The organism is Streptomyces sp. NPDC034085 (genome assembly GCF_055575555.1).
Map to the genome: position 1 here is coordinate 216,099 of NZ_JBVISL010000002.1, position 20,314 is coordinate 236,412.

Consider the following 20,314-nt stretch of genomic DNA (forward strand, 5'->3'; position numbering starts at 1 on the left):
TTGTGATCGTCGGTGTGGGGATTGACGTGGCCGAGATCGAGCGGTTCGGCGCGGCGCTGGAGCGGACGCCGCAGATGGCCCGGCGTCTCTTCGTCGACTCCGAATTGACCCTGCCGAGCGGCGAGCGGCGCGGAACCGCCTCGCTCGCCGCCCGGTTCGCGGCCAAGGAAGCCCTGGCCAAAGCCCTTGGCGCGCCGGCCGGGCTGCTGTGGACCGACGCCGAGGTGTACGTGGAGGACTCCGGGCAGCCCCGGCTGCGGGTGTCCGGGACGGTCGAGGCCCGGGCCCGGGCGCTCGGCGTGAAGTCCTGGCACATCTCGCTGAGCCACGACGCCGGCGTCGCCTCGGCGGTGGTCATCGCCGAGGGCTGACGCCGCCACCGCGCCCGGACCGGGCACCGCCCGGGGAGCGGCCCCGTCGTGGGGCAGGCTGGGGGCATGCGTACTGCTTACAGCGTGGAGACCGTACGGGCCGCCGAGCGCGAGCTGATGGCACGGCTGCCGGAGGGCGCCCTGATGGCCCGGGCGGCGGCCGGACTGGCCGCCGTGTGCGCGCAGTTGCTGGCGCGCCGCCGGGGCCGGGTCTACGGCTCCCGCGTCGTGGTGCTGGCCGGGCCCGGGGACAACGGCGGCGACGCGCTGTACGCGGGCGCGCGGCTGGCGCGGCGCGGGGCCGGGGTGACGGCGGTGCCGATGGACCCGGGGCGGATCCACCCCGGCGGGCTGGCCGCGCTGCGGGCCGCCGGGGGACGGCTCGCGGAGTCGGTACCCGCGCGGGCGGACCTCGTACTGGACGGGCTGGTCGGGATCGGCGGCCGGGGCGGGCTGCGGCCGGCGGCGGCCGCCCTGGCCCGGGCGGTCCCGGCGGGGGCGCTCGTCGTCGCCGTCGACCTGCCCAGCGGGGTGGACGCGGACACCGGGGAGGTGGCGGGCCCGGCGGTGTCGGCCGACGTGACGGTCACCTTCGGGGCGTACAAGCCGGGGCTGCTGACCGACCCGGGGGCCTCGCGGGCGGGCGCGGTGCGGCTCGTGCCCATCGGCCTGGACCTGCCGGAACCCGCGGAGATGGAGGCCCTCCAGCACGCCGACGTGGCGGGGCTGCTGCCCCTCCCGGCGGCGTCGAGCGACAAGTACCGGCGGGGCGTGGTCGGAGTCGTCGCCGGGTCGGAGCAGTACCCGGGCGCGGCCGTGCTCGCCGTGGCGGGGGCGCTGCGCGGCGGCGCGGGCGCGGTGCGGTACGTGGGCCCGGCGGCGGACGCCGTGCTGGCCCGCCACCCGGAGGTGCTGGTCGGGCGGGGACGGGTGCAGGCCTGGGTGGTCGGCCCGGGACTGGGGTCCGCGCGGGCGGCCGACGTCGAACGGGCCCTGGCCGACCGGGACGTGCCGGTGCTGGTGGACGCGGACGGGCTGCGCGGGCTGGACCCGGCGGTGGTGCGCGGACGCCGCGGGGCGACCCTGCTGACGCCGCACGCGGGGGAGGCGGCGGCGCTGCTGGGGGTGCCGAGGGAGTCGGTGGAGGCGGGGCGGCTGGCCGCCGTACGGGAGCTGGCCGGGCGGTACGGGGCGGCGGTGCTGCTCAAGGGCTCGACGACGCTGGTCGCCTCCGGCGGGGTCGTACGGGTCAATGCGACGGGTACGCCCTGGCTGGCCACCGCCGGGAGCGGGGACGTGCTGTCCGGGCTGGCGGGGGCGTTGCTGGCGGGCGGGCTGTCGGGGGTCGACGCGGGGTCGGTCGCCGCCTACCTGCACGGGCTGGCCGGGCGGTTCGCGGCGGACGGGGCGCCGGTGGTGGCGCAGGAGGTGGCCGCCGCGCTGCCGCAGGCGTGGCGTTCGGTGCGGACCTGACCCCGGCGGGCCGCCGCCGCGCGGGCTCCCCCACGGGCCGGGCCTCCGACCCCGGCGGGCGGCCGCCGGGCGTGCCTGCCCCCGCCCCGCCCTCCGCCCGTTCCCCGGGGCCGCCTCGAACCCCGGGCGGCGGTTCGGCCGCCACCCGGGCGGGGGCTTGTTGCGATGCTGCCGCCGGGCAGCTCAGGGGCTCGGGGAGGCTTCTGAGAGACTGTGGGCGATGAACGAGACACCGATGCGCGTGTACGCCGAGATCGATCTTGACGCGGTACGGGAGAACGTGCGCGCCCTGCGCGCGCGGGCACCCCGGGCCGAGCTGATGGCCGTCGTCAAGTCGAACGCCTACGGGCACGGTGCCGTCCAGTGCGCCCGCGCAGCCCAGGAGGCCGGTGCCACGTGGCTCGGCACCGCCACCCCCGAGGAGGCGCTCGCCCTGCGCGACGCCGGTATCGAGGGCCGGGTCATGTGCTGGCTCTGGACCCCCGGCGGGCCCTGGCGGGAGGCCGTCGAGGCCGACGTCGACGTGTCCGTCAGCGGGATGTGGGCCCTGGACGAGGTCCGGGCCGCGGCCCGCGCGGCCGGCCGCAGCGCCCGGATCCAGCTCAAGGCCGACACCGGCCTCGGCCGCAACGGCTGCCAGCCCGCCGACTGGGCCGAGCTGGTCGGCGCGGCCGTCGCCGCGCAGGCCGAGGGCACCGTCCAGGTCACCGGCGTCTGGTCCCACTTCGCCTGCGCCGACGAGCCCGGCCACCCCTCCATCCGGCTCCAGCTCGACGCCTTCCGCGACATGCTGGCCTACGCGGAGAAGGAGGGCGTCGACCCCGAGGTCCGGCACATCGCCAACTCGCCCGCGACGCTCACCCTCCCCGAGAGCCACTTCGACCTGGTGCGCACCGGGATCGCCGTCTACGGCGTCTCCCCCTCGCCCGAACTCGGCACCCCCGCCCAGCTCGGACTGCGCCCCGCCATGACCCTCAAGGCCTCCCTCGCGCTGGTCAAGACGGTCCCCGCCGGGCACGGCGTCAGCTACGGCCACCACTACGTCACCGAGTCCGAGACGCACCTCGCGCTCGTCCCCGCCGGCTACGCCGACGGCGTCCCGCGCAACGCCTCCGGCCGCGGTCCGGTGCTCGTGGGCGGCAAGGTCCGGCAGGCCGCCGGGCGGATCGCCATGGACCAGTTCGTCGTGGACCTCGGCGAGGACAGCGCCGAAGCCGGTGACGAGGCGGTCCTCTTCGGGGACGCCGAGCGCGGCGAGCCGACCGCCGAGGACTGGGCTCAAGCGGCACACACGATCGCGTATGAGATCGTCACCCGTATCGGAAGCCGCGTCCCCCGGGTGTACCTCGGCGGCTGACCCGGCAGTGACGGCCTGAGTGAGGACGGCGACGTCGTGAGCGAGAACTGGCGCAAGGCGGGCTGGGCCGGCGCCGCCATCGGCGTGCTGGCGGCGGGCGCCGCGGCCGGTGTCGCGGTCGAACGGATCACCGTGGGGCGCGGCATCCGGATGAAGGCGCGGCTGGCGCTGGACGCCGCCGGGGACTACGGCTCGCTGCGCGGCACCGAGGGCGGCTGCCGCGCCGAGGACGGCACCGAGCTCCACTACGAGGTCGACGAACTGCCCGAGGACGGCGAGGAGCACCGGCTGCGGCGCAAGGGCGCGGCCGGGGCCACCGTCGTCTTCTGCCACGGCTACTGCCTCGCCCAGGACTCCTGGCACTTCCAGCGCGCCGCCCTGCGCGGAGTGGTCCGCTCCGTGTACTGGGACCAGCGCAGCCACGGCCGCAGCGCGCGGGGCCTGGCCCAGGCCGACGGTGAACCGGTGACCATCGAGCAGCTCGGCCGGGACCTGAAGGCCGTCATCGACGCCGCCGCGCCCGAGGGCCCGCTCGTCCTCGTCGGCCACTCCATGGGCGGCATGACCGTCATGGCCTTCGCCGAGCAGTTCCCCGAGCTGGTGCGCGACCGCGTCCTCGGGGTGGCGCTGATCGGCACCTCCAGCGGCCGGCTCGACGAGGTGACGTACGGGCTGCCCTCCCTCGGGCAGGGCGCGGTGCGCCGCCTGCTGCCCGGCGTGCTCAAGGCCCTCGGCACGCAGGTCGAGCTGGTGGAGAAGGGCCGCCGGGCCACCGCCGACCTCTTCGCCGGCATGATCAAGATGTACTCGTTCGGCTCCCGGGACGTGGATCCCGGTGTGGCGCGCTTCGCCGAGCGGCTGATCGAGGCGACCCCGATCGACGTGGTCGCCGAGTTCTACCCGGCCTTCCAGATCCACGACAAGAGCGCCGCCCTCCAGCACTTCGCGGGCATCCCCGTCACCGTCGTCGCCGGCGACCGGGACATGATCATCCCGGCGGCGCACAGCGTGAGCATCAAGGAGGCACTGCCGGCCGCCGAGCTGGCGGTGCTGGAGGACACCGGGCACCTGATGATGCTGGAGCGCCCCGACCTCGTGACCGGGCTGCTCACCGGCCTCCTGGCGCGCACCGGAGCCGTCCCCGCAGCGGCTAACGTTGGGGGACATGGAAGAAGTACCGCGGGAAGCGCCGCGCAGCCCGGCCGCTGAGGCCCTGGCCGAGGCCGCCGCAGAAACCCTGATCACCGTCGACTCGCCCGCCTCCATGCAGGAGCTGGGCCGCAGGATCGCCGCCCTGCTGCGCCCGGGCGACCTGGTCCTGCTGACCGGCGAACTCGGCGCGGGCAAGACCACCCTGACGCGGGGACTGGGGGAGGGGCTGGGCGTGCGCGGGGCCGTGACCTCGCCGACCTTCGTGATCGCCCGGGTGCACCCGTCCCTGGGCGACGGTCCGCCGCTGGTGCACGTGGACGCGTACCGGCTCGGCGGCGGGCTCGAGGAGATGGAGGACCTGGACCTCGACGTCTCCCTGCCCGAGTCCGTGGTCGTCGTGGAGTGGGGCGACGGCAAGGTCGAGGAACTGTCGGACGACCGGCTGCACGTGGTCATCGGGCGCGCGGTCGGCCACGAGGAGGTCCTGGACGACGTGCGCGAGGTCGTGCTGCGCGGCGTGGGGGCGCGGTGGGCCGACGCGGAGCTGACGGCGCTCTCCGCGGCGCGGTAGCGGCCGCGCCCGGGGCCCGGGCCCGTCCGGCGCCGGAGCGACGGGGCGGGGACGGCTTCGGGGCGTCTTCCCGACGACGTACCGACAACTCGTCGGGAAGATATTGCGCCGGCCCCGGCTCGCGTGATGACATGGTACCGAGCGCTGGTTAGGTGTGCCTAAGTACGGCGTCCCGGGTCTCAGGAGGCAGCCATGTCGGCAGCAGGAGCAGAGCGAGCGCCCGTCGTGTCCATGCGGGCCCTGCTCGCGGCGGGCGTGGCCGCCACGGCGGTGTCCACGCCGCCGGCGCGCGCGGAGCCCGAACCGGAAGCGGGGGCCGGGCCCGGGACGGACGCGGAACGGGCCGCCCCGGATTCGGAAGCGGCCTGACACCGCCTCCCGGTACCGCGTTCGGGTGAATCACCCCGCGTGGTGTCGTGCCTCGGCGTGGTGCGTTGCGCGGGACATCCCCGCAGGGGGACGAGGGCCACGGCCCGGGAAGGCCCCGGGCAGGCGTCAGGCGACGACCACGACCTTCGCGCCGATCGTCGCGAAGGCCCAGACCGCGTCGCCGTCCGCGCGCGACATGCGGATGCCGCCCGTCTTCTTCGCCAGGTCCGGCTCCGGCATCGAACCGTCCACGCGGGCGCTGAAGCCGATCGCGATCCCGTCCGTGCTCGCGAACCGCACGACGTGCTCGATCGGCACCCCGTCCGTGCCGGTGACCGTGCCCGCGCGCGAGCCGACCAGGTAGCTGCCCGGCGCCGGGTGCACCGTGCTCGGCATCACCGTGAACGTCCGCGGTTCCTTGCCGTCCTCCGTGACCAGCCACACCCGCTTCTGCGACACCGAGTAGACGACCCGCGTCCCGGTCCCGGAGTCGGCCGGCACCGCCGCCGGCTTGGCCGGGTCCTGCTTCGCCGGGGCCTGCGCCTGGGGTGCGGCCGGAGCGTGCGCGCCCGGCTTCGCGGGGAGCGCCGGCGCCGTCGCGGAGGCCTGGTAGCCGAGGAAGCCGATCGCGGCGAGCGCCGCCACCGTGAGCCCGGCCACGATTCCCGAGCTGCTGCGTGCCACCTTGCTCCACCTCTCCGCGCCTGCGTTGTCGAACTCTCTGCCGAACGTGGCTGAGTACCCGGTCGAAAGGTAGCAGCCGGTCCCCGCCCCGACCGGCCGCAAGGCCCCGGGTCCGAGGAGTCGTAGGCTGTTCGCGTGCTCTTGCTCGCCGTAGATACCGCCACGCCCGCCGTCACCGTCGCCCTGCACGACGGGGAGTCCGTGCTCGCCGAGTCGAACCAGGTCGACGCCCGCCGCCACGGAGAGCTGCTGCTGCCCTCCGTGGACCGCGTCCTCGCCGAGGCCGGGGTGAAGCTCGAAGCCGTCACCGGCATCGTCGTCGGCGTCGGCCCCGGCCCCTACACCGGGCTGCGCGTCGGCCTCGTCACCGCCTCCACCTTCGCCGCCGTCCTCGGCGCCCCGGTGCACGGACTGTGCACCCTCGACGGGCTCGCGTACGCCGCCGGGGCCGCCGGGATCGAGGGCCCCTTCACCGTCGCCACCGACGCCCGGCGCAAGGAGGTCTACTGGGCGCGGTACGAGGACCCGCGCACCCGCGTCGGCGAGCCCGCCGTGGACCGCCCGGCCGACATCGCCGACCGCGTCGCCGGCCTCCCGGCGGTGGGCCAGGGCGCCGCGCTGTACCCGGACGTCTTCCCGGACGCGCGCGGCCCCGAGCACCAGTCGGCCGCGGCGCTGGCCGCGCTGGCCGCGGAACGGCTGGCGGCCGGGGCGGCGTTCGAAAACGCCGAGGGCATGCCTCCGACCCCCCTCTACCTGCGCCGCCCCGACGCCCAGGTGCCCAAGAACTACAAGGTGGTCACCCCGCAGTGACCGCCCCGACCACGGTGCTCCGCGAGATGCGCTGGTGGGACATCGAACCGGTGCTGGAGCTGGAACACGAGCTCTTCCCCGACGACGCCTGGTCGGCCGGGATGTTCTGGTCCGAGCTCGCCCACGCGCGCGGCCCCGCGGCCACCCGCCGCTACGTCGTCGCCGAAGAGCCGGGCACCGGACGCCTCGTCGGCTACGCCGGACTGGCCGCCGCGGGCGACCTCGGCGACGTACAGACCATCGCGGCCGCCAAGGACCAGTGGGGCACCGGCCTCGGCGCCAGGCTGCTCACCGACCTGCTGCGCGCCGCGACCGCCTTCGAGTGCGCCGAGGTGCTGCTGGAGGTCCGCGTGGACAACACCCGCGCCCAGCGGCTCTACGAGCGGTTCGGCTTCGAGCCGATCGGCTTCCGGCGCGGCTACTACCAGCCCGGCAACGTCGACGCGCTCGTGATGCGCCTGACCGACCCGGCACAGACCAGAACCGAAAACCCTGAGAGCAGTGAGAGCAATGGCTGACGAACCGCTCGTCCTCGGCATCGAGACCTCCTGCGACGAGACCGGCGTCGGCGTCGTCCGCGGCACCACCCTGCTGGCCGACGCGGTCGCGTCGAGCGTCGACGAGCACGCCCGCTTCGGCGGGGTCGTGCCCGAAGTGGCCTCCCGCGCGCACCTGGAGGCGATGGTCCCCACCATCGAGCGCGCGCTGAAGGAGGCCGGGGTCAGCGCCCGCGACCTCGACGGCATCGCGGTCACGGCCGGTCCGGGCCTCGCGGGCGCCCTGCTCGTGGGCGTCTCGGCGGCGAAGGCGTACGCGTACGCGCTCGGCAAGCCGCTGTACGGGGTGAACCACCTGGCCTCCCACATCTGCGTCGACCAGCTGGAGCACGGGCCGCTGCCCGAGCCGACCATGGCGCTGCTGGTCTCCGGCGGGCACTCCTCGCTGCTGCTGGCCCCCGACATCACCAGCGACGTCCGGCCGCTGGGCGCGACCATCGACGACGCCGCCGGCGAGGCCTTCGACAAGATCGCCCGCGTGCTCCAGCTGGGCTTCCCGGGCGGTCCGGTCATCGACCGGCTCGCCCGCGAGGGCGATCCCACGGCGATCCACTTCCCGCGCGGTCTGACGGGGCCGCGCGACGCGGCGTACGACTTCTCCTTCTCCGGCCTCAAGACGGCGGTGGCCCGCTGGATCGAGGCCAAGCGCAAGGCGGGCGAGGAGGTGCCGGTGCGCGACGTGGCGGCGTCCTTCCAGGAGGCCGTGGTGGACGTGCTGACGCGCAAGGCGATCCGCGCGTGCAAGGACGAGGGCGTGGACCACCTGATGATCGGCGGCGGCGTGGCGGCCAACTCCCGGCTGCGCTCGCTCGCGCAGGAGCGCTGCGACGACGCGGGGATCATCCTGCGGGTGCCGCGGCCCAAGCTGTGCACCGACAACGGCGCGATGGTCGCGGCGCTGGGCTCGGAGATGGTCCGCCGCAACCGGCCGGCCTCCGACTGGGACCTGTCGGCCGACTCCTCGCTGCCGGTGACCGACCCGCACGTGCCGGGGACGTCCGCCGAGCACGGCCACCCGCACGGTCACGGCCACGGCCATGACCACGACCACGTGCACGAACTCAGCAAGGACAACCTCTACTCGTGAGCACCGTCGCGCTGATGTGGGAGGCCCGGGCGGCCGACGGGCGGGGCAACGAACTCCTGGAATGGGCCCGGGCGCAGGTCCTGGCCCGGGAGCCGGTGCGCCGCGAGGTGCTGCGCGCCCCGCACGACCGGGTGCTCGTGATCACCTGGTGGGACGCCCCCGAGGGCCTGGCGGCGGAGCTGCCCGAACTGCCGGAGCCGGCCGCGGACCTGATCACCCGGGCGGTGCACCGCTGGCGGTTCGAGTCGGTGGAGGCCACGGGCGCGGCCTGAGGCTCCGGTCGGGACGGTGGTCGAGGCGGGCTGCGGTGAAGCTCGAAGGGCCGCCGCTAGGGTCATGTCCATGCCCCCCAGCCGTGAGCTCCCGCCCCCGCCGCCGCCCGCGCACCTGCGCGAGTGGCTGGACGAGGACGTCGTACGGGCCGACCGCGCGCGTTTCCTCGCGGAGCTGAGCCGGCGCAGCATGGGCCTGGGGCGGCTGCTGGCGCTCTGGGGCGTCGCGGCGGCCTTCGCGCTGGGCTGGGCCCTCGTCGGGCTGGCCGTGACGTCCTTCGCGGCCGGCGGGCCGCCCGGGTACCTCGCCGGCGCCGTCTGCGCGGTGGCCGGGCCGGCTGTCCTGGGAGGCGCGGGGCTCTGCTTCGCGCGGGGCGCCCGGCGGGAGCGGGAGGTGCGGCAGCTGCTGTGCGCCTGGGTCCTGGCGGGCCGGGACCCCGAGGCGGACGCCCGGCTGCGGGCCCCGGCGCGGAGCCTGGTGTGGCTGGCGGCCTCGGGGGCACTGGGCGCGGCCGGGCTCTGGCTGGCCTTCGCGCCGGCTGCGGGGGCGTGGCCGGGCACGGACACGTACGGGGAGGTGGCGTTCTCCACCGGATTCGGCATGATCCTGTGGATCACCGCCCTGCTGGGGCTGGCCAAGGCCGCCACCCACCACCGCTGGACGCACGGCCCCGCCCCGGAGTTCCAGCCCCGCCGGCGCCGGTCGGCAGAATCCAGCCCCGCCGGCGTGTGAGGCGCGGGGGTCCGGGGACGGAGCCCCCGGATGGCCCGGGCGCAGCCCGGGGCCGCCTGCGCGGCGGCGCGGCAGCGTGACCCGTCACCCCCGGCCAGGGGAAGGGTGGCCGATCAGCATCGACGGGGCTCCCGCCACCCGGGTCAGGAAGACCGTCGCGGAGTTCGGCCCCTGCGGCTTGACCTTCTTGCGCAGTTCCTCCGGCTCGATCGCGGACCCCCGCTTCTTCACCGTCAGGATCCCGACCTCCCGCTCGCGCAGCAGCGCCTTCAGCTTCTTCAGCCCGAACGGCAGCACGTCCGTGATCTCGTACGCCGTCGCGTACGGCGTCGCGCGCAGTTCGTCGGCGGTGATGTACGCGATGGTCGGGTCGATCAGCCGGCCGGCCAGCTGCTCGGCCACCTCCGCCACGAGGTGCGCGCGGATCACGGCCCCGTCGGGTTCGTACAGCCAGCGTCCGACCGGCCCGGCCTGCGGGTCCGGCAGCGGTTCGGCGGTCTCCAGGCCGCGCGGCCCCGGCAGCAGGGTGGCCCGTACCGTCCCCGGGGCGGTGCCGAACCACAGCACGGCCTCCTTCACGTCCCCGTGGTCGGAGATCCACTCGGCCTCGGCCTCGGCCGGGACCGCCTCGTGCGGGATCCCGGGCGCGATCTTGATGGCGGCGTACCGGGCCGCACGGGCCGTCTCCACCGCCCAGGACAGCGGGGGCGAGTAGGCCTCCGGGTCGAAGACGCGGCCGCGCCCTCCCCGCCGCGCGGGGTCGATGAAGACGGCGTCGTAGGAGGACACGTCCACCGCCGTCACATCGGCCTCGCGGACCTCGATCAGGTCCGCCAGCCCCAGCGCGTCGGCGTTGGCGCGGGCCACGGCTACCGTCAGCGGGTCGCGGTCCACGGCCAGGACCCGGATCCCGCGCCGGGCCAGGGCCAGGGCGTCCCCGCCGATCCCGCAGCACAGGTCCGCGACGCTCCGTACGCCCAGCTCCGCGAGCCGCTCGGCGCGGTACGCGGCCACCGGCGCGCGGGTGGCCATCTCGCCGCCGCCCGGGGTGAAGTACATGCGGAACGCGTCCTCGGCCCCGAACTTCGCCACCGCGCGCTGCCTCAGCCGGGCCTGCCCGAGCGCGGCCGACACCAGCCCGGCGGGGTGCTCGCGGCGCAGCCGGGTGGCCACGGCGAGCTCCTGGGCGGGGTCGTGGTCGCGGAGCGAGTCGAGGAGAGCGCGGCCCTCGGGGGTGAGGAGCGCGGCGAAGTCTTCGGGAGTCACCGCTCCATTGTGGGCCAGCCGGTGGAAGGCAGGGCCCGGGCCGTGGTGTCGTCCGGGGCGCGGCGCCGCGCGGTGCGAGGATCCGCTGCTATGCAGCTTGTACGACAAAAGGGAAATACTGCGCAGTTTGGTCACCGGCTCGCGGGACGCCCGCGCGGCCGGTACGGGGTGGCCCTGGCCGCACTGCTCGTCGCCGCCCTGGGCACGGGCTGCGGCTCCGCGGAGCCCGCCAAGCCGGCCAAGGGCAAGCCCGGCGCCGCCGAGGCGGGCGGCGCGGCGGGCGCGCTCGCCAATCCGGCCGAGGAGCTCAAGGCCGCCCAGCAGGCCCGGATCGCCGCCGCGAAGAAGTGGCGGCTGGCCAAGCCACCGCTCCTGGCCCCGGCCGCGCCGAAGACGAAGCCCGAGATCACCACCCGCGAGGGCTTCGAGGTCGAGGACCAGGACGAACTCCCCCCGGTCTTCACCACCGTCCCGACCGAGGACAAGGTCGTCTTCCTGACCGTGGACGACGGGGCCGAGAAGGACCCCGAGTTCATCAGGATGATGCGGGAGCTGAAGATCCCGTACACGGCGTTCCTCAGCGACTACCTCGTACGCGACAACTACCCCTACTTCAAGGAGATGCAGGCGGCGGGTGTCACCCTGAACAACCACACCCTCAACCACCGCTACATGCCGGGGCTCTCCTACGAGCAGCAGCGCGAGGAGATCTGCGGCCAGCAGGACACCATCCAGAAGCAGTTCGGCAAGCGGCCCTCGCTCTTCCGCCCGCCGTACGGCAACTACAACCAGGACACGCTGCGCGCCGCCAAGTCCTGCGGCATCAAGGCGGTTCCGCTGTGGAACGCCGAGGCGTTCGTGAACCGGATGGACTACCGCGAATGGGACCGCGACCTGCACCCCGGTGACATCATCCTCACGCACTTCCGGGGCCGGGAGGACTGGAAGGGCACGATGCCTGACATGATCCGTCATGTCATGAAGACCGTCACGGACAAGGGATATGCCGTGGCCCGCCTGGAGGACTACTTGTGAGGTACGCGCGCCGGTTCGTAGCCGGGACGCTGACGGCCGGCGCGCTCGCGCTGTCCCTGACGGGATGCGGGAACAGCGTGGATCCCATCGAACGACTGGGCCGCAAGACCGCGCAGGACACCGCTTCCCCGTCGGCCTCCCCGTCCGTGCCGGCCCCCGCGGCGAGCTCCGCGAAGGCCGGTACGGCGGGGGACGAGGCCTACCGGAAGTGGGGTCTGACGGCCCCCGTCCAGTACGCCCCCAAGCCGGCCCAGAAGCCCCAGCTCCCCAAGGCCGCCCCGGGCAAGGCGGCCGTACTGGACCGAATACCCGTCGCGCCGACGGAGAAGGTCGTCTTCCTGACCTTCGACGACGGCGCCGAGAAGGACCCCGAGTTCCTGAAGATGGCGGCGGACCTGAAGCTGCCGATCAGCATGTTCCTGACGGACAACGTGGCTTCCGCGGACTACGGGCACTTCGAGAAGCTGCGCGACAACGGCTCCGGCAGCACGATAAACAACCACACCCTGACGCATCCGAACCTGCGCACCCTGCCCTTCGCGGCGCAGAAGAAGGAGATATGCGGCCAGCAGGAGCGCCTGGAGAAGCGCTTCGGCAAGCGCCCGCCCCTCTTCCGGCCCCCGTTCGGCAACTACAACGACGACACCCTCAAGGCCGCCGCGGAGTGCGGGGCCCCGACGGTCGTCCTGTGGCGGGCGTCGATGCAGATCAACGACTTCCAGTACGCGGAGGGCTCCGCCCTCAAGCCGGGTGACATCATCCTGGCCCACTTCCGCGGCCGCTCGGAACTCAAGGGCGCGACCGAGACCCAGATGACGACGCGGATGCTCCAGCGGATACAGGAGCAGGGCTACCGGATCGCCCGGCTGGAGGACTACCTGTAGGGCGGAAGGGCCGGGGGCGCCTCCGCGAGTGGGACGGGCCTGGCCCACACCGGTGGTCTTCGTCGTGCGTCCGTGGGAGCGGTGGAGCGCCCGGCGGCGGGCGGCTAACCGGCGGAGCGGTCGGTGAGGGGACGGCGGCGCTGGGCGGGGTCGGTCAGGGCCAGCGGCTGCCATACGCCGTCGGGGTGGTAGAGGTTGGTGCCGGGCGGCACGATCTCGTCGATCCGGTCCAGCACCGCGTCGTCCAGGACCAGGTCCGCCCCCTTGAGCGCGGCCTCCAGCTGCTCGGCCGTCCGCGGACCGATGATCACCGAGGTGACGGCCGGGTGCGCGAGCGGGAAGGCCAGGGCGAGTTCCGGCACCGTGCGGCCGATGCCGTCCGCCACCTCGGCCAGCTTCTCGACGGCCTCCAGCTTGGCGACGTTCCCCGGGATCGAGAGGTCGAAGCGCGCGGGATGCAGCGCGGCGCGGCCGGTCGTCATGTCGATGTCACGGCCCAGCCGGTGCTTGCCGCTCAGGAAGCCGGAGGCCAGCGGGCTCCAGGTCAGCACCCCCATGCCGTAGCGCCGGGCCGTCGGCAGCACGTCCCGCTCCACGCCGCGCGCGAGGATCGAGTACGGGGGCTGCTCGGTGCGCAGCCGCGGCAGCCCGCGGCGCTCGGCCACGTGGTGCGCCTCGGCGATCTGCTCGGCGGGGAAGGTGGAGCAGCCGAACGCCCGGATCTTCCCGGCCCTGACCAGGTCGCCGAGGACGGACAGGGTCTCCTCGATGTCGGTCGAGGGGTCGGGCCGGTGCACCTGGTAGAGGTCGATCCAGTCGGTGCCGAGCCGCCCCAGGCTCTCCTCCACGGCCCGGGTGATCCAGCGGCGCGAATTGCCGCTCCGGTTGCGGCCCTCGCCCATCTGGAAGTGCACCTTGGTGGACAGCACGACGTCGTCGCGCCGCCCCTTGAGCGCCTTCCCGACGATCGTCTCGGACTCGCCGGCGGAGTACATGTCGGCGGTGTCCACGAAGTTGACGCCCTGGTCGAGGGCGGTGTGGATGATTCGTACGCAGTCGTCGTGGTCGGGGTTGCCCACCGCGCCGAACATCATCGTGCCGAGGCAGTACGCACTCACCTCGATGCCGGTCCCACCCAGATTTCGGTATCGCATGGTCATACCGGCGGACCCTAGGGCCTGGAGCGCACTCCAGGTCAACCCCCGGCCGCCCGTCCCGGGCCGGCAGGGGTCAGGTGGCGGCGGGTTCGGACGCCAGGATGGCCAGAAGGCCGGGGAAGCGGGACTCGAGGTCGGCTCGACGCAGGGCCGCCATCCGGCTGTTGCCCCGGTCGACCTGGTGGATCAGGCCCGCCTCGCGCAGGGTCCGGAAGTGGTGGGTGACCGTCGCCTTCGAGACGGGGAGCGCGAACGAGGCGCAGGTGCGCGCCGTCCCCTCCGGGGCGGTGGCCAGCTCGCGCACGACGCGGCGGCGCAGCGGGTCGGCGAGCGCGGCCAGGACCTTGCCGAGCTCGATCTCCTCGACGGCCGGGTGGCCCTCGTCGTCGGGCATGGTGGCGACCCCTTCCCTCAGGTATGGATTGGATCTTACCTGCGGCGGCTGCTACCGTCCGGCAGGTACGAATCCAGTCGTACCTACTGATGGGGAGAACTCCGATGGACCAGCTCGTCACGGTCATGGGCACCGCCCGCCCCAAGCCCGAACGCGCCGCGGAGCTGATGCGGTTGCTGCTCTCCTTCGTGGAGCCCACCCGCCAGGAGCCGGGCTGCCTCGAGTACCACTTCCACGAGGACCGGGAGGAGCCCGGCGTGTTCGTCTTCTACGAGGTGTGGCGCAGCCGGGCCGACCTGGACGCCCACCTCGCCCTGCCGCACCTGCGGGACTTCTGGGAGCGCCGGATGGACTACCTGGCCACGGACCTCGAACTCCGCTTCCTGGAGATGCGCAGCCCCCACGGCCACTAGGCCCTCCCCACCCCCGCGACCACGGGGGTGATCGTGGTCTCCGCCGGGCCGAGGGCGTCGGCCTCGCGTTGGCGTTCCGCGCTGTCGCTGATGCGGAGGAGCAGGGCGATCATGATCCAGTTGGCCAGGAGGGAGGAGCCGCCCTTCGCCAGGAAGGGGAGCGCCTTGCCGGTCAGGGGGATCAGGCCCGTGACGCCGCCGGCGACCACGAAGACCTGGAGCGCCAGTGCCGCCGCCAGGCCCACCGCCAGCAGCTTGCCGAAGGGGTCCCGCGCGGCCAGCGCCATGCGCAGGCCCCGCTGGACCAGCAGGGCGTAGACGAGCAGGACGGCCATGACCCCCGCCAGGCCGAGCTCCTCGCCGACCGTCGTCAGGATGAAGTCGCTGCGGCCCGCGAACTTGATCAGCTCCGGGTGGCCCAGGCCGAGGCCCGTGCCCGAGACGCCGCCGGTGCCGAAGCTGAACAGCGCCTGCGCGGACTGCTCCGAGTTCAGGCCCGGCGGAGGGTTCGGCGAGTAGATCGCCAGTGGGTTCAGCCAGGCCGCGACGCGCGCCTTGACGTGGGGTTCGGTCGAACCCACCACGAAGGCCCCCGCCGCCGCCATGAGCAGGCCGCACACGATCCAGCTGGTGCGCTCGGTGGCGACGTACAGCATCACCACGAAGACGCCGAAGAAGATCAGCGACGTGCCGAGGTCGCGCTCGAAGACCAGGACGAGCAGCGACAGGATCCACACCGTGATGATCGGTCCGAGCTGGCGCATGGGGGGCAGCCGCACGCCCAGGAACCTGCGGCCCGTCAGGGCCAGCGAGTCCCGGTGGACGACCAGGTAGCCGGCGAAGAAGACAGCGATCATGATCTTCACGAACTCGCCGGGCTGGAGCGAGAAACCGAACAGGATGATCCAGCGCTTCGCGCCGTACGTGTCCGCGCCGAAGAACGCGGGGGCGATCAGCAGCACCAGCGCGACGGCCATGGTGATGTAGATGAAGCGCTGGAGCAGCCGGTGGTCCCGCAGCAGCGCCACCACGAGGAGGCAGGCGGCGACCCCGACCACCGTCCACAGCAGTTGGTCGGGCGCGTTGGCCGTCGAGTCCCAGCGCTCGATGTAGCCCTGGTCGAGCCGGTGGATCAGCACCAGCCCGAGCCCCGTCAGCAGCATGGCGAGCGGGAAGACCAGCGGATCCGCGTACGCCGCGAACCGGCGGATGCCCAGGTGTCCCACCAGGGACAGCAGCGTCATGCTGATGACGAAGCTGGTGAGGTGCTGCGGCAGCTCGCCGTTCATGGCCAGCCCGGCGCTGACGTGGCCGAACACGGCGATGCCGATGACCAGGAGCAGCAGCAGCGCTTCGGTGCGGCGGCGGGCGCCCGCCACCGTCAGGGGCCTCAGGCCGCGCACGGGACGCCGCCGCCGGCGAGGGCGCCCGCCTCCGGCTGCGGAGGGGGCGGCGGCGGGGCGGATGAACGCGCGGGGGGAGGGGGAGGAGAAGACGGTGCGCCGCCCGGAGCGGCCGGGGTCGTCGCAGCGGTCGACCTGGGGCCGTTCTGCTCGGCATTGCGGCGCTTTATCTTCATATCGTCTAAGACGTTCACACCCCCGCTGTGGTTCCTTGCCCGGCGGACGGGCCCGGAGGGTCGGTGTTCAGCCGAACGGGGGGTTCGGCGGCCGGAATACGTGGAACCGACGGTCCGTGTTGGCACTCCGCTTGACCGAGTGCTAATCGCCGGAATAGTCTCGCACCTGGCACTCGCCCCTGGTGAGTGCCAACACAGCGACAGGCAGGTCCGGCACCCGCGACGACGGATCGACCTGGTCGCCACCTCAGACAGTTAACCCCGGATCTCCGAAGGGGGAGGTCGGATCGTGACGACCGCCAGCTCCAAGGTTGCCATCAAGCCGCTTGAGGACCGCATTGTGGTCCAGCCGCTCGACGCCGAGCAGACCACGGCCTCCGGCCTGGTCATCCCGGACACCGCGAAGGAGAAGCCCCAGGAGGGCGTCGTCCTCGCGGTGGGCCCGGGCCGCTTCGAGGACGGCCAGCGTCTCCCGCTGGACGTCAGCGTCGGCGACATCGTGCTGTACAGCAAGTACGGCGGCACCGAAGTGAAGTACAGCGGCGAGGAGTACCTCGTCCTCTCGGCTCGCGACGTGCTCGCGATCGTCGAGAAGTAATTCGCTTCACGAAGTTTGCTTGAGCTGCGCCCCTGGTCACCCCGCTGATTTGCCGGGCGGCGAGGGGCGCGGTTCGTTAAACCCGATTTTTCGAGAGGGCTGAACCGCTCCCATGGCGAAGATCCTGAAGTTCGACGAGGACGCCCGTCGCGCCCTCGAGCGCGGCGTCAACAAGCTTGCCGACACGGTCAAGGTGACGATCGGCCCCAAGGGCCGCAACGTCGTCATCGACAAGAAGTTCGGCGCCCCCACCATCACCAACGACGGTGTCACCATCGCCCGCGAGGTCGAGCTGGACGACCCGTACGAGAACCTGGGCGCGCAGCTGGTGAAGGAGGTGGCGACCAAGACCAACGACATCGCGGGTGACGGCACCACCACCGCGACCGTGCTGGCCCAGGCGCTGGTCCGCGAGGGTCTGCGCAACGTCGCCGCCGGCGCCTCCCCGGCCGCCCTGAAGAAGGGCATCGACGCCGCGGTCAAGGCCGTGTCCGAGGAGCTCCTCGCGACCGCCCGCCCGATCGAGGACAAGTCCGACATCGCCGCCGTGGCCGCGCTCTCCGCGCAGGACGCCCAGGTCGGCGAGCTCATCGCCGAGGCGATGGACAAGGTCGGCAAGGACGGTGTCATCACCGTCGAGGAGTCCAACGCCTTCGGCCTGGAGCTCGAGTTCACCGAGGGCATGGCCTTCGACAAGGGCTACCTCTCCCCCTATATGGTCACCGACCAGGAGCGTATGGAGGCCGTCCTCGACGACCCGTACATCCTGATCAACCAGGGCAAGATCTCCTCCATCCAGGACCTCCTGCCGCTGCTGGAGAAGGTCATCCAGGCGGGTGGCTCCAAGCCGCTGCTGATCATCGCCGAGGACGTCGAGGGCGAGGCCCTCTCCACCCTCGTCGTCAACAAGATCCGCGGCACCTTCAACGCGGTCGCGGTCAAGGCCCCCGGCTTCGGTGACCGCCGCAAGGCGATGCTCCAGGACATGGCGACCCTCACCGGTGCCACCGTCATCGCCGAGGAGGTCGGCCTCAAGCTCGACCAGGCCGGTCTGGACGTGCTGGGCTCCGCCCGCCGCGTGACCATCTCCAAGGACGACACGACCATCGTCGACGGTGGCGGCAACGCCGCTGACGTCGCGGGCCGCGTCAACCAGATCAAGGCCGAGATCGAGTCCACGGACTCGGACTGGGACCGCGAGAAGCTGCAGGAGCGCCTGGCGAAGCTCGCCGGCGGCGTCTGCGTCATCAAGGTCGGCGCCGCCACCGAGGTGGAGCTGAAGGAGAAGAAGCACCGCCTCGAGGACGCCATCTCGGCGACCCGCGCCGCGGTCGAGGAGGGCATCGTCTCCGGCGGTGGCTCCGCGCTCGTCCACGCCGTCAAGGTCCTCGAGGGCAACCTCGGCCTGGCCGGCGACGAGGGCACGGGTGTCGCGGTCGTCCGCCGCGCCGCGGTCGAGCCGCTGCGCTGGATCGCCGAGAACGCCGGCCTCGAGGGCTACGTCATCACCTCGAAGGTCGCCGAGCTCGACAAGGGCCAGGGCTTCAACGCCGCCACCGGCGAGTACGGCGACCTGGTCAAGGCCGGCGTCATCGACCCGGTCAAGGTCACCCGCTCCGCGCTGGAGAACGCCGCGTCCATCGCCTCCCTGCTGCTCACGACCGAGACCCTGGTCGTCGAGAAGCCGGCCGAGGAAGAGGCCGAGGCCGGTCACGGCCACGGTCACGGCCACAGCCACTGAGGCCCGCGGGCTGACGCCTGACGCGCAGCCCTTCGCGCCCGACGCGTGAAAAGGCCCTGGTCACCACTGCCGAGCGGTGGTGACCAGGGCCTTTGCGCGTGCGGCGTTGCGGCTACATGGCGCCCAGCTGCTTCATGAGGCCCATGGCGTCGTAGTGCCACCAGCCTTCCTTGATCATTCCGTCCTCGCAGCGGAAGACGGTCGTACCGGTCATCGTGCAGCTCTTGCCGGTCGGGGCGATGCCCATGAACTCGCCCTTGTGGGTGCCCTCCCAGGTCCACAGCGTGGTGACGTAGTCGTCCTGGGCCATCTGCGCGTTGCGGGTGAAGGTGAAGTCGAAGCCGCCCCGCCACATCTCGACGTCCTCGCGCATTCCTTCGGGACCGGTCTTGTCCTGGGGGTTCCCGATGTCGTGGTCGCGGTAGTCCGGCGCGAAGATCTCGTCGGCGACCGACATGTCGCCCTTCATCGCCATCTCCTCGAACATGCGGTTCGCGAGCCGCGTGTTGAGGTGCTCGTCACGGACGACGTCCAGGTTGGTGAAGGTGGGCATCCCCTCGCAGAGGGACATCATCTCCTGGAACATCCTGTCCGTTTCCGGGAGCTGAGAGTTCTTCATGGCGTCTTCGTACGAGGGGAATTCGACCATGTCCACGTAGTGGTCGTCGGCTTCGCGGTCCTTGCCCACGACGCTGTGGGTGACGGTGCGCTTGCCCTGGCTCTGCGAGACGTACTGGTCCAGCAGCCTGTTGAGGTCGTCCTGCCGGCGCGTCTTGTAATCGATGATCTGTACGAATGTCATGGCCGTCTCCCGGGCTGGATGGGACATGTCCATTTTAGGAATAATTCCCCCATTCGGCCGGTCTACCGGCGGGTCACCGGCAGATCGCCCGGCAGGTCACCCGCCAGATCAGCCGACGGGCTCCCCGCTCACTGCGGCCCGTACTTGCGGCCCGTCCGCGAGGAGACGCCGCCCAGCAGCCCGCGCGGCGTCAGCTTCACCACGCCCATCAGCGCCTTGTAGCGCGGGTCCGGGATCGACACGGTCCTGCCGCGCGCCAGGTCGGCCAGCGCGGCGGCCACCAGCTTGTCCGCGTCCAGCCACAGCCAGCCCGGGATGTTGTCCGTGCCCATGCCGGCCCGCTGGTGGAACTCGGTCCGCACGAAGCCGGGGCACAGGGCCATCAGGCGCACCCCGGTCCCGCCGAGGTCCCGCGCCGCGCCCTGGGTGAACTGCACGACCCAGGCCTTGCTGGCGCCGTAGGTGCCGCGCGGTACGAAGGCGGCCACCGAGGCCACGTTGATGACCCCGCCGCGGCCGCGCGAGCGCATCGACTCCGTCGCCGCCGAGGTCAGCCGCAGCACCGCCTCGATGTGCACCTTCAGCATGGTCAGCTCGTCGGCCATCGAGACCTCGAGGTAGCGGCCCTTGTTGCCGAAGCCCGCGTTGTTGACGAGCAGGTCCACCGGGTGCGTACGGTCCCCGAGGCGGGTCTCGACGGATGCGATGCCCTCCTCGGTGGACAGGTCCGCGGCCAGTACCTCGGCCTCGATGCCGTGCCGGTCGTGCAGTTCGGTGGCCTGCTCGGCCAGCCGCTCGGTGTCGCGGGCCACCAGTACGAGGTTGTGGCCCTGGGAGGCGAGCCGCCGGGCGAAGGCGGCACCGATGCCCGCCGTGGATCCAGTGATCAGCGCAGTCGTCATGTGCGCAAAATAGCCGCCCGCGTCGGCCCCCGTCCGTCCCCGGTCGTCCTTGCCCAAAGCGGCGGCGGGATATTGGCGCCAGGATCAAAGCCGGCCTTATGCTC

23 protein-coding genes are annotated in these 20,314 nt (G+C 73.0%); 16 read left to right on the plus strand and 7 right to left on the minus strand.

Translation table 11 applies throughout. The annotated features are described in order from the left end of the window. Positions 1-2: 2 nt before the first annotated feature. The 6 genes from ACZ501_RS06245 to ACZ501_RS06270 all read left to right on the plus strand — a co-directional run bounded on the left by ACZ501_RS06245 (position 3) and on the right by ACZ501_RS06270 (position 5,293). The gene (locus tag ACZ501_RS06245; protein WP_361597753.1) at positions 3-371 is read left to right on the plus strand and encodes a holo-ACP synthase; all 369 of its coding nucleotides are present in this window, start codon (positions 3-5) and stop codon (positions 369-371) included. 66 nt (positions 372-437) lie between these two features. Beyond that, positions 438-1,844 carry an NAD(P)H-hydrate dehydratase gene (locus ACZ501_RS06250; RefSeq protein WP_468792956.1) on the plus strand — a complete coding sequence of 469 codons (1,407 nt, stop codon included), beginning with the start codon at positions 438-440 and terminating at the stop codon, positions 1,842-1,844. 220 nt (positions 1,845-2,064) lie between these two features. Further along, positions 2,065-3,201, plus strand: a complete 1,137-nt coding sequence (alr, locus tag ACZ501_RS06255; RefSeq protein WP_361597759.1) for an alanine racemase — start codon at positions 2,065-2,067, stop codon at positions 3,199-3,201. A 15-nt stretch (positions 3,202-3,216) separates the two neighbouring features. Further along, positions 3,217-4,410, plus strand: coding sequence for an alpha/beta fold hydrolase (locus tag ACZ501_RS06260; RefSeq protein ID WP_468793807.1), 1,194 nt, complete (start codon positions 3,217-3,219; stop codon positions 4,408-4,410). Continuing rightward, positions 4,367-4,924, plus strand: coding sequence for a tRNA (adenosine(37)-N6)-threonylcarbamoyltransferase complex ATPase subunit type 1 TsaE (tsaE, locus tag ACZ501_RS06265; protein WP_362458169.1), 558 nt, complete (start codon positions 4,367-4,369; stop codon positions 4,922-4,924). The genes ACZ501_RS06260 and tsaE overlap by 44 nt, the downstream gene beginning before the upstream one ends. Before the next feature lie 192 nt (positions 4,925-5,116). Continuing rightward, positions 5,117-5,293, plus strand: a complete 177-nt coding sequence (locus tag ACZ501_RS06270; RefSeq protein WP_468792959.1) for a hypothetical protein — start codon at positions 5,117-5,119, stop codon at positions 5,291-5,293. Between the two features lie 126 nt (positions 5,294-5,419). Here ACZ501_RS06270 and ACZ501_RS06275 read toward each other — a convergent pair whose 3' ends face one another. Then, on the minus strand, positions 5,420-5,977 hold the full coding sequence (locus ACZ501_RS06275; protein WP_468792961.1) for a hypothetical protein: 558 nt from the start codon (positions 5,975-5,977) through the stop codon (positions 5,420-5,422). 135 nt (positions 5,978-6,112) lie between these two features. Between ACZ501_RS06275 and tsaB the strand changes: the two genes are divergently transcribed. The 5 genes from tsaB (at position 6,113) to ACZ501_RS06300 (ending at position 9,439) form a co-directional block, all read left to right on the plus strand. Further along, positions 6,113-6,790, plus strand: a complete 678-nt coding sequence (tsaB, locus tag ACZ501_RS06280; RefSeq protein ID WP_468792964.1) for a tRNA (adenosine(37)-N6)-threonylcarbamoyltransferase complex dimerization subunit type 1 TsaB — start codon at positions 6,113-6,115, stop codon at positions 6,788-6,790. Next, positions 6,787-7,308, plus strand: coding sequence for a ribosomal protein S18-alanine N-acetyltransferase (gene rimI, locus ACZ501_RS06285; protein ID WP_361597777.1), 522 nt, complete (start codon positions 6,787-6,789; stop codon positions 7,306-7,308). Before tsaB ends, rimI begins: the two co-directional genes overlap by 4 nt. Next, positions 7,301-8,434: a tRNA (adenosine(37)-N6)-threonylcarbamoyltransferase complex transferase subunit TsaD gene (gene tsaD, locus ACZ501_RS06290; RefSeq protein WP_361597780.1), complete on the plus strand. Its 1,134-nt coding sequence runs from the start codon at positions 7,301-7,303 to the stop codon at positions 8,432-8,434. The genes rimI and tsaD overlap by 8 nt, the downstream gene beginning before the upstream one ends. Beyond that, positions 8,431-8,706 carry a hypothetical protein gene (locus ACZ501_RS06295; RefSeq protein WP_361597783.1) on the plus strand — a complete coding sequence of 92 codons (276 nt, stop codon included), beginning with the start codon at positions 8,431-8,433 and terminating at the stop codon, positions 8,704-8,706. The genes tsaD and ACZ501_RS06295 overlap by 4 nt, the downstream gene beginning before the upstream one ends. A gap of 70 nt (positions 8,707-8,776) precedes the next feature. Continuing rightward, a complete protein-coding gene (locus ACZ501_RS06300; protein ID WP_468792967.1) occupies positions 8,777-9,439 on the plus strand; it encodes a hypothetical protein in 663 nt (220 codons plus the stop codon). A gap of 84 nt (positions 9,440-9,523) precedes the next feature. On the opposite strand, the gene ACZ501_RS06305 is transcribed toward ACZ501_RS06300, so the two are convergent. Then, complete coding sequence (locus ACZ501_RS06305; protein ID WP_468792969.1) at positions 9,524-10,705, minus strand: class I SAM-dependent methyltransferase; 1,182 nt, start codon at positions 10,703-10,705, stop codon at positions 9,524-9,526. Between the two features lie 90 nt (positions 10,706-10,795). Between ACZ501_RS06305 and ACZ501_RS06310 the strand changes: the two genes are divergently transcribed. Both ACZ501_RS06310 and ACZ501_RS06315 read left to right on the plus strand, forming a co-directional pair. After that, entirely contained in the window at positions 10,796-11,740 is a 945-nt protein-coding gene (locus ACZ501_RS06310; RefSeq protein ID WP_468792972.1) for a polysaccharide deacetylase family protein, read from the plus strand. Further along, positions 11,737-12,624 carry a polysaccharide deacetylase family protein gene (locus ACZ501_RS06315; RefSeq protein ID WP_361597792.1) on the plus strand — a complete coding sequence of 296 codons (888 nt, stop codon included), beginning with the start codon at positions 11,737-11,739 and terminating at the stop codon, positions 12,622-12,624. The genes ACZ501_RS06310 and ACZ501_RS06315 overlap by 4 nt, the downstream gene beginning before the upstream one ends. A gap of 104 nt (positions 12,625-12,728) precedes the next feature. Here the strand turns inward: ACZ501_RS06315 and ACZ501_RS06320 are convergent, their stop codons facing one another. Continuing rightward, positions 12,729-13,778, minus strand: a complete 1,050-nt coding sequence (locus ACZ501_RS06320) for an aldo/keto reductase (protein WP_361597839.1) — start codon at positions 13,776-13,778, stop codon at positions 12,729-12,731. A gap of 76 nt (positions 13,779-13,854) precedes the next feature. Then, entirely contained in the window at positions 13,855-14,175 is a 321-nt protein-coding gene (locus ACZ501_RS06325) for an ArsR/SmtB family transcription factor (protein ID WP_361597795.1), read from the minus strand. A gap of 104 nt (positions 14,176-14,279) precedes the next feature. Between ACZ501_RS06325 and ACZ501_RS06330 the strand changes: the two genes are divergently transcribed. Continuing rightward, positions 14,280-14,588: a putative quinol monooxygenase gene (locus ACZ501_RS06330; RefSeq protein WP_361597798.1), complete on the plus strand. Its 309-nt coding sequence runs from the start codon at positions 14,280-14,282 to the stop codon at positions 14,586-14,588. Here ACZ501_RS06330 and ACZ501_RS06335 read toward each other — a convergent pair. Next, positions 14,585-15,991 carry an FtsW/RodA/SpoVE family cell cycle protein gene (locus tag ACZ501_RS06335; protein WP_361597801.1) on the minus strand — a complete coding sequence of 469 codons (1,407 nt, stop codon included), beginning with the start codon at positions 15,989-15,991 and terminating at the stop codon, positions 14,585-14,587. The two genes, ACZ501_RS06330 and ACZ501_RS06335, sit on opposite strands and share 4 nt — an antisense overlap. Positions 15,992-16,456: 465 nt before the next feature. Between ACZ501_RS06335 and groES the strand changes: the two genes are divergently transcribed. Then, positions 16,457-16,765 (plus strand): co-chaperone GroES, encoded by a 309-nt coding sequence (gene groES / locus ACZ501_RS06340; RefSeq protein ID WP_030230757.1) that lies wholly within the window; start codon positions 16,457-16,459, stop codon positions 16,763-16,765. Positions 16,766-16,877: 112 nt separating this feature from the next. Beyond that, complete coding sequence (groL, locus tag ACZ501_RS06345; protein ID WP_361597804.1) at positions 16,878-18,506, plus strand: chaperonin GroEL; 1,629 nt, start codon at positions 16,878-16,880, stop codon at positions 18,504-18,506. 112 nt (positions 18,507-18,618) lie between these two features. Here groL and ACZ501_RS06350 read toward each other — a convergent pair whose 3' ends face one another. Both ACZ501_RS06350 and ACZ501_RS06355 read right to left on the minus strand, forming a co-directional pair. Further along, positions 18,619-19,308 carry an ester cyclase gene (locus ACZ501_RS06350; RefSeq protein ID WP_361597807.1) on the minus strand — a complete coding sequence of 230 codons (690 nt, stop codon included), beginning with the start codon at positions 19,306-19,308 and terminating at the stop codon, positions 18,619-18,621. 128 nt (positions 19,309-19,436) lie between these two features. Next, positions 19,437-20,210 (minus strand): SDR family NAD(P)-dependent oxidoreductase, encoded by a 774-nt coding sequence (locus tag ACZ501_RS06355; protein WP_362462693.1) that lies wholly within the window; start codon positions 20,208-20,210, stop codon positions 19,437-19,439. Between the last annotated feature and the right edge of the window lie 104 nt (positions 20,211-20,314).

Excerpts from the sequence above, each read along its gene's own strand:
- tsaE (WP_362458169.1), top strand. The coding sequence starts at position 4,367 with ATGGAAGAAGTACCGCGGGAAGCGCCGCGCAGCCCGGCCGCTGAGGCC.
- groL (WP_361597804.1), top strand. The coding sequence starts at position 16,878 with ATGGCGAAGATCCTGAAGTTCGACGAGGACGCCCGTCGCGCCCTCGAG.
- ACZ501_RS06250 (WP_468792956.1), top strand. The coding sequence starts at position 438 with ATGCGTACTGCTTACAGCGTGGAGACCGTACGGGCCGCCGAGCGCGAG.
- tsaD (WP_361597780.1), top strand. The coding sequence starts at position 7,301 with ATGGCTGACGAACCGCTCGTCCTCGGCATCGAGACCTCCTGCGACGAG.
- ACZ501_RS06325 (WP_361597795.1), bottom strand. The coding sequence starts at position 14,175 with ATGCCCGACGACGAGGGCCACCCGGCCGTCGAGGAGATCGAGCTCGGC.
- ACZ501_RS06270 (WP_468792959.1), top strand. The coding sequence starts at position 5,117 with ATGTCGGCAGCAGGAGCAGAGCGAGCGCCCGTCGTGTCCATGCGGGCC.
- alr (WP_361597759.1), top strand. The coding sequence starts at position 2,065 with ATGAACGAGACACCGATGCGCGTGTACGCCGAGATCGATCTTGACGCG.
- ACZ501_RS06320 (WP_361597839.1), bottom strand. The coding sequence starts at position 13,778 with ATGCGATACCGAAATCTGGGTGGGACCGGCATCGAGGTGAGTGCGTAC.
- ACZ501_RS06355 (WP_362462693.1), bottom strand. The coding sequence starts at position 20,210 with ATGACGACTGCGCTGATCACTGGATCCACGGCGGGCATCGGTGCCGCC.
- ACZ501_RS06350 (WP_361597807.1), bottom strand. The coding sequence starts at position 19,308 with ATGACATTCGTACAGATCATCGATTACAAGACGCGCCGGCAGGACGAC.
- ACZ501_RS06330 (WP_361597798.1), top strand. The coding sequence starts at position 14,280 with ATGGACCAGCTCGTCACGGTCATGGGCACCGCCCGCCCCAAGCCCGAA.
- ACZ501_RS06310 (WP_468792972.1), top strand. The coding sequence starts at position 10,796 with ATGCAGCTTGTACGACAAAAGGGAAATACTGCGCAGTTTGGTCACCGG.
- ACZ501_RS06300 (WP_468792967.1), top strand. The coding sequence starts at position 8,777 with ATGCCCCCCAGCCGTGAGCTCCCGCCCCCGCCGCCGCCCGCGCACCTG.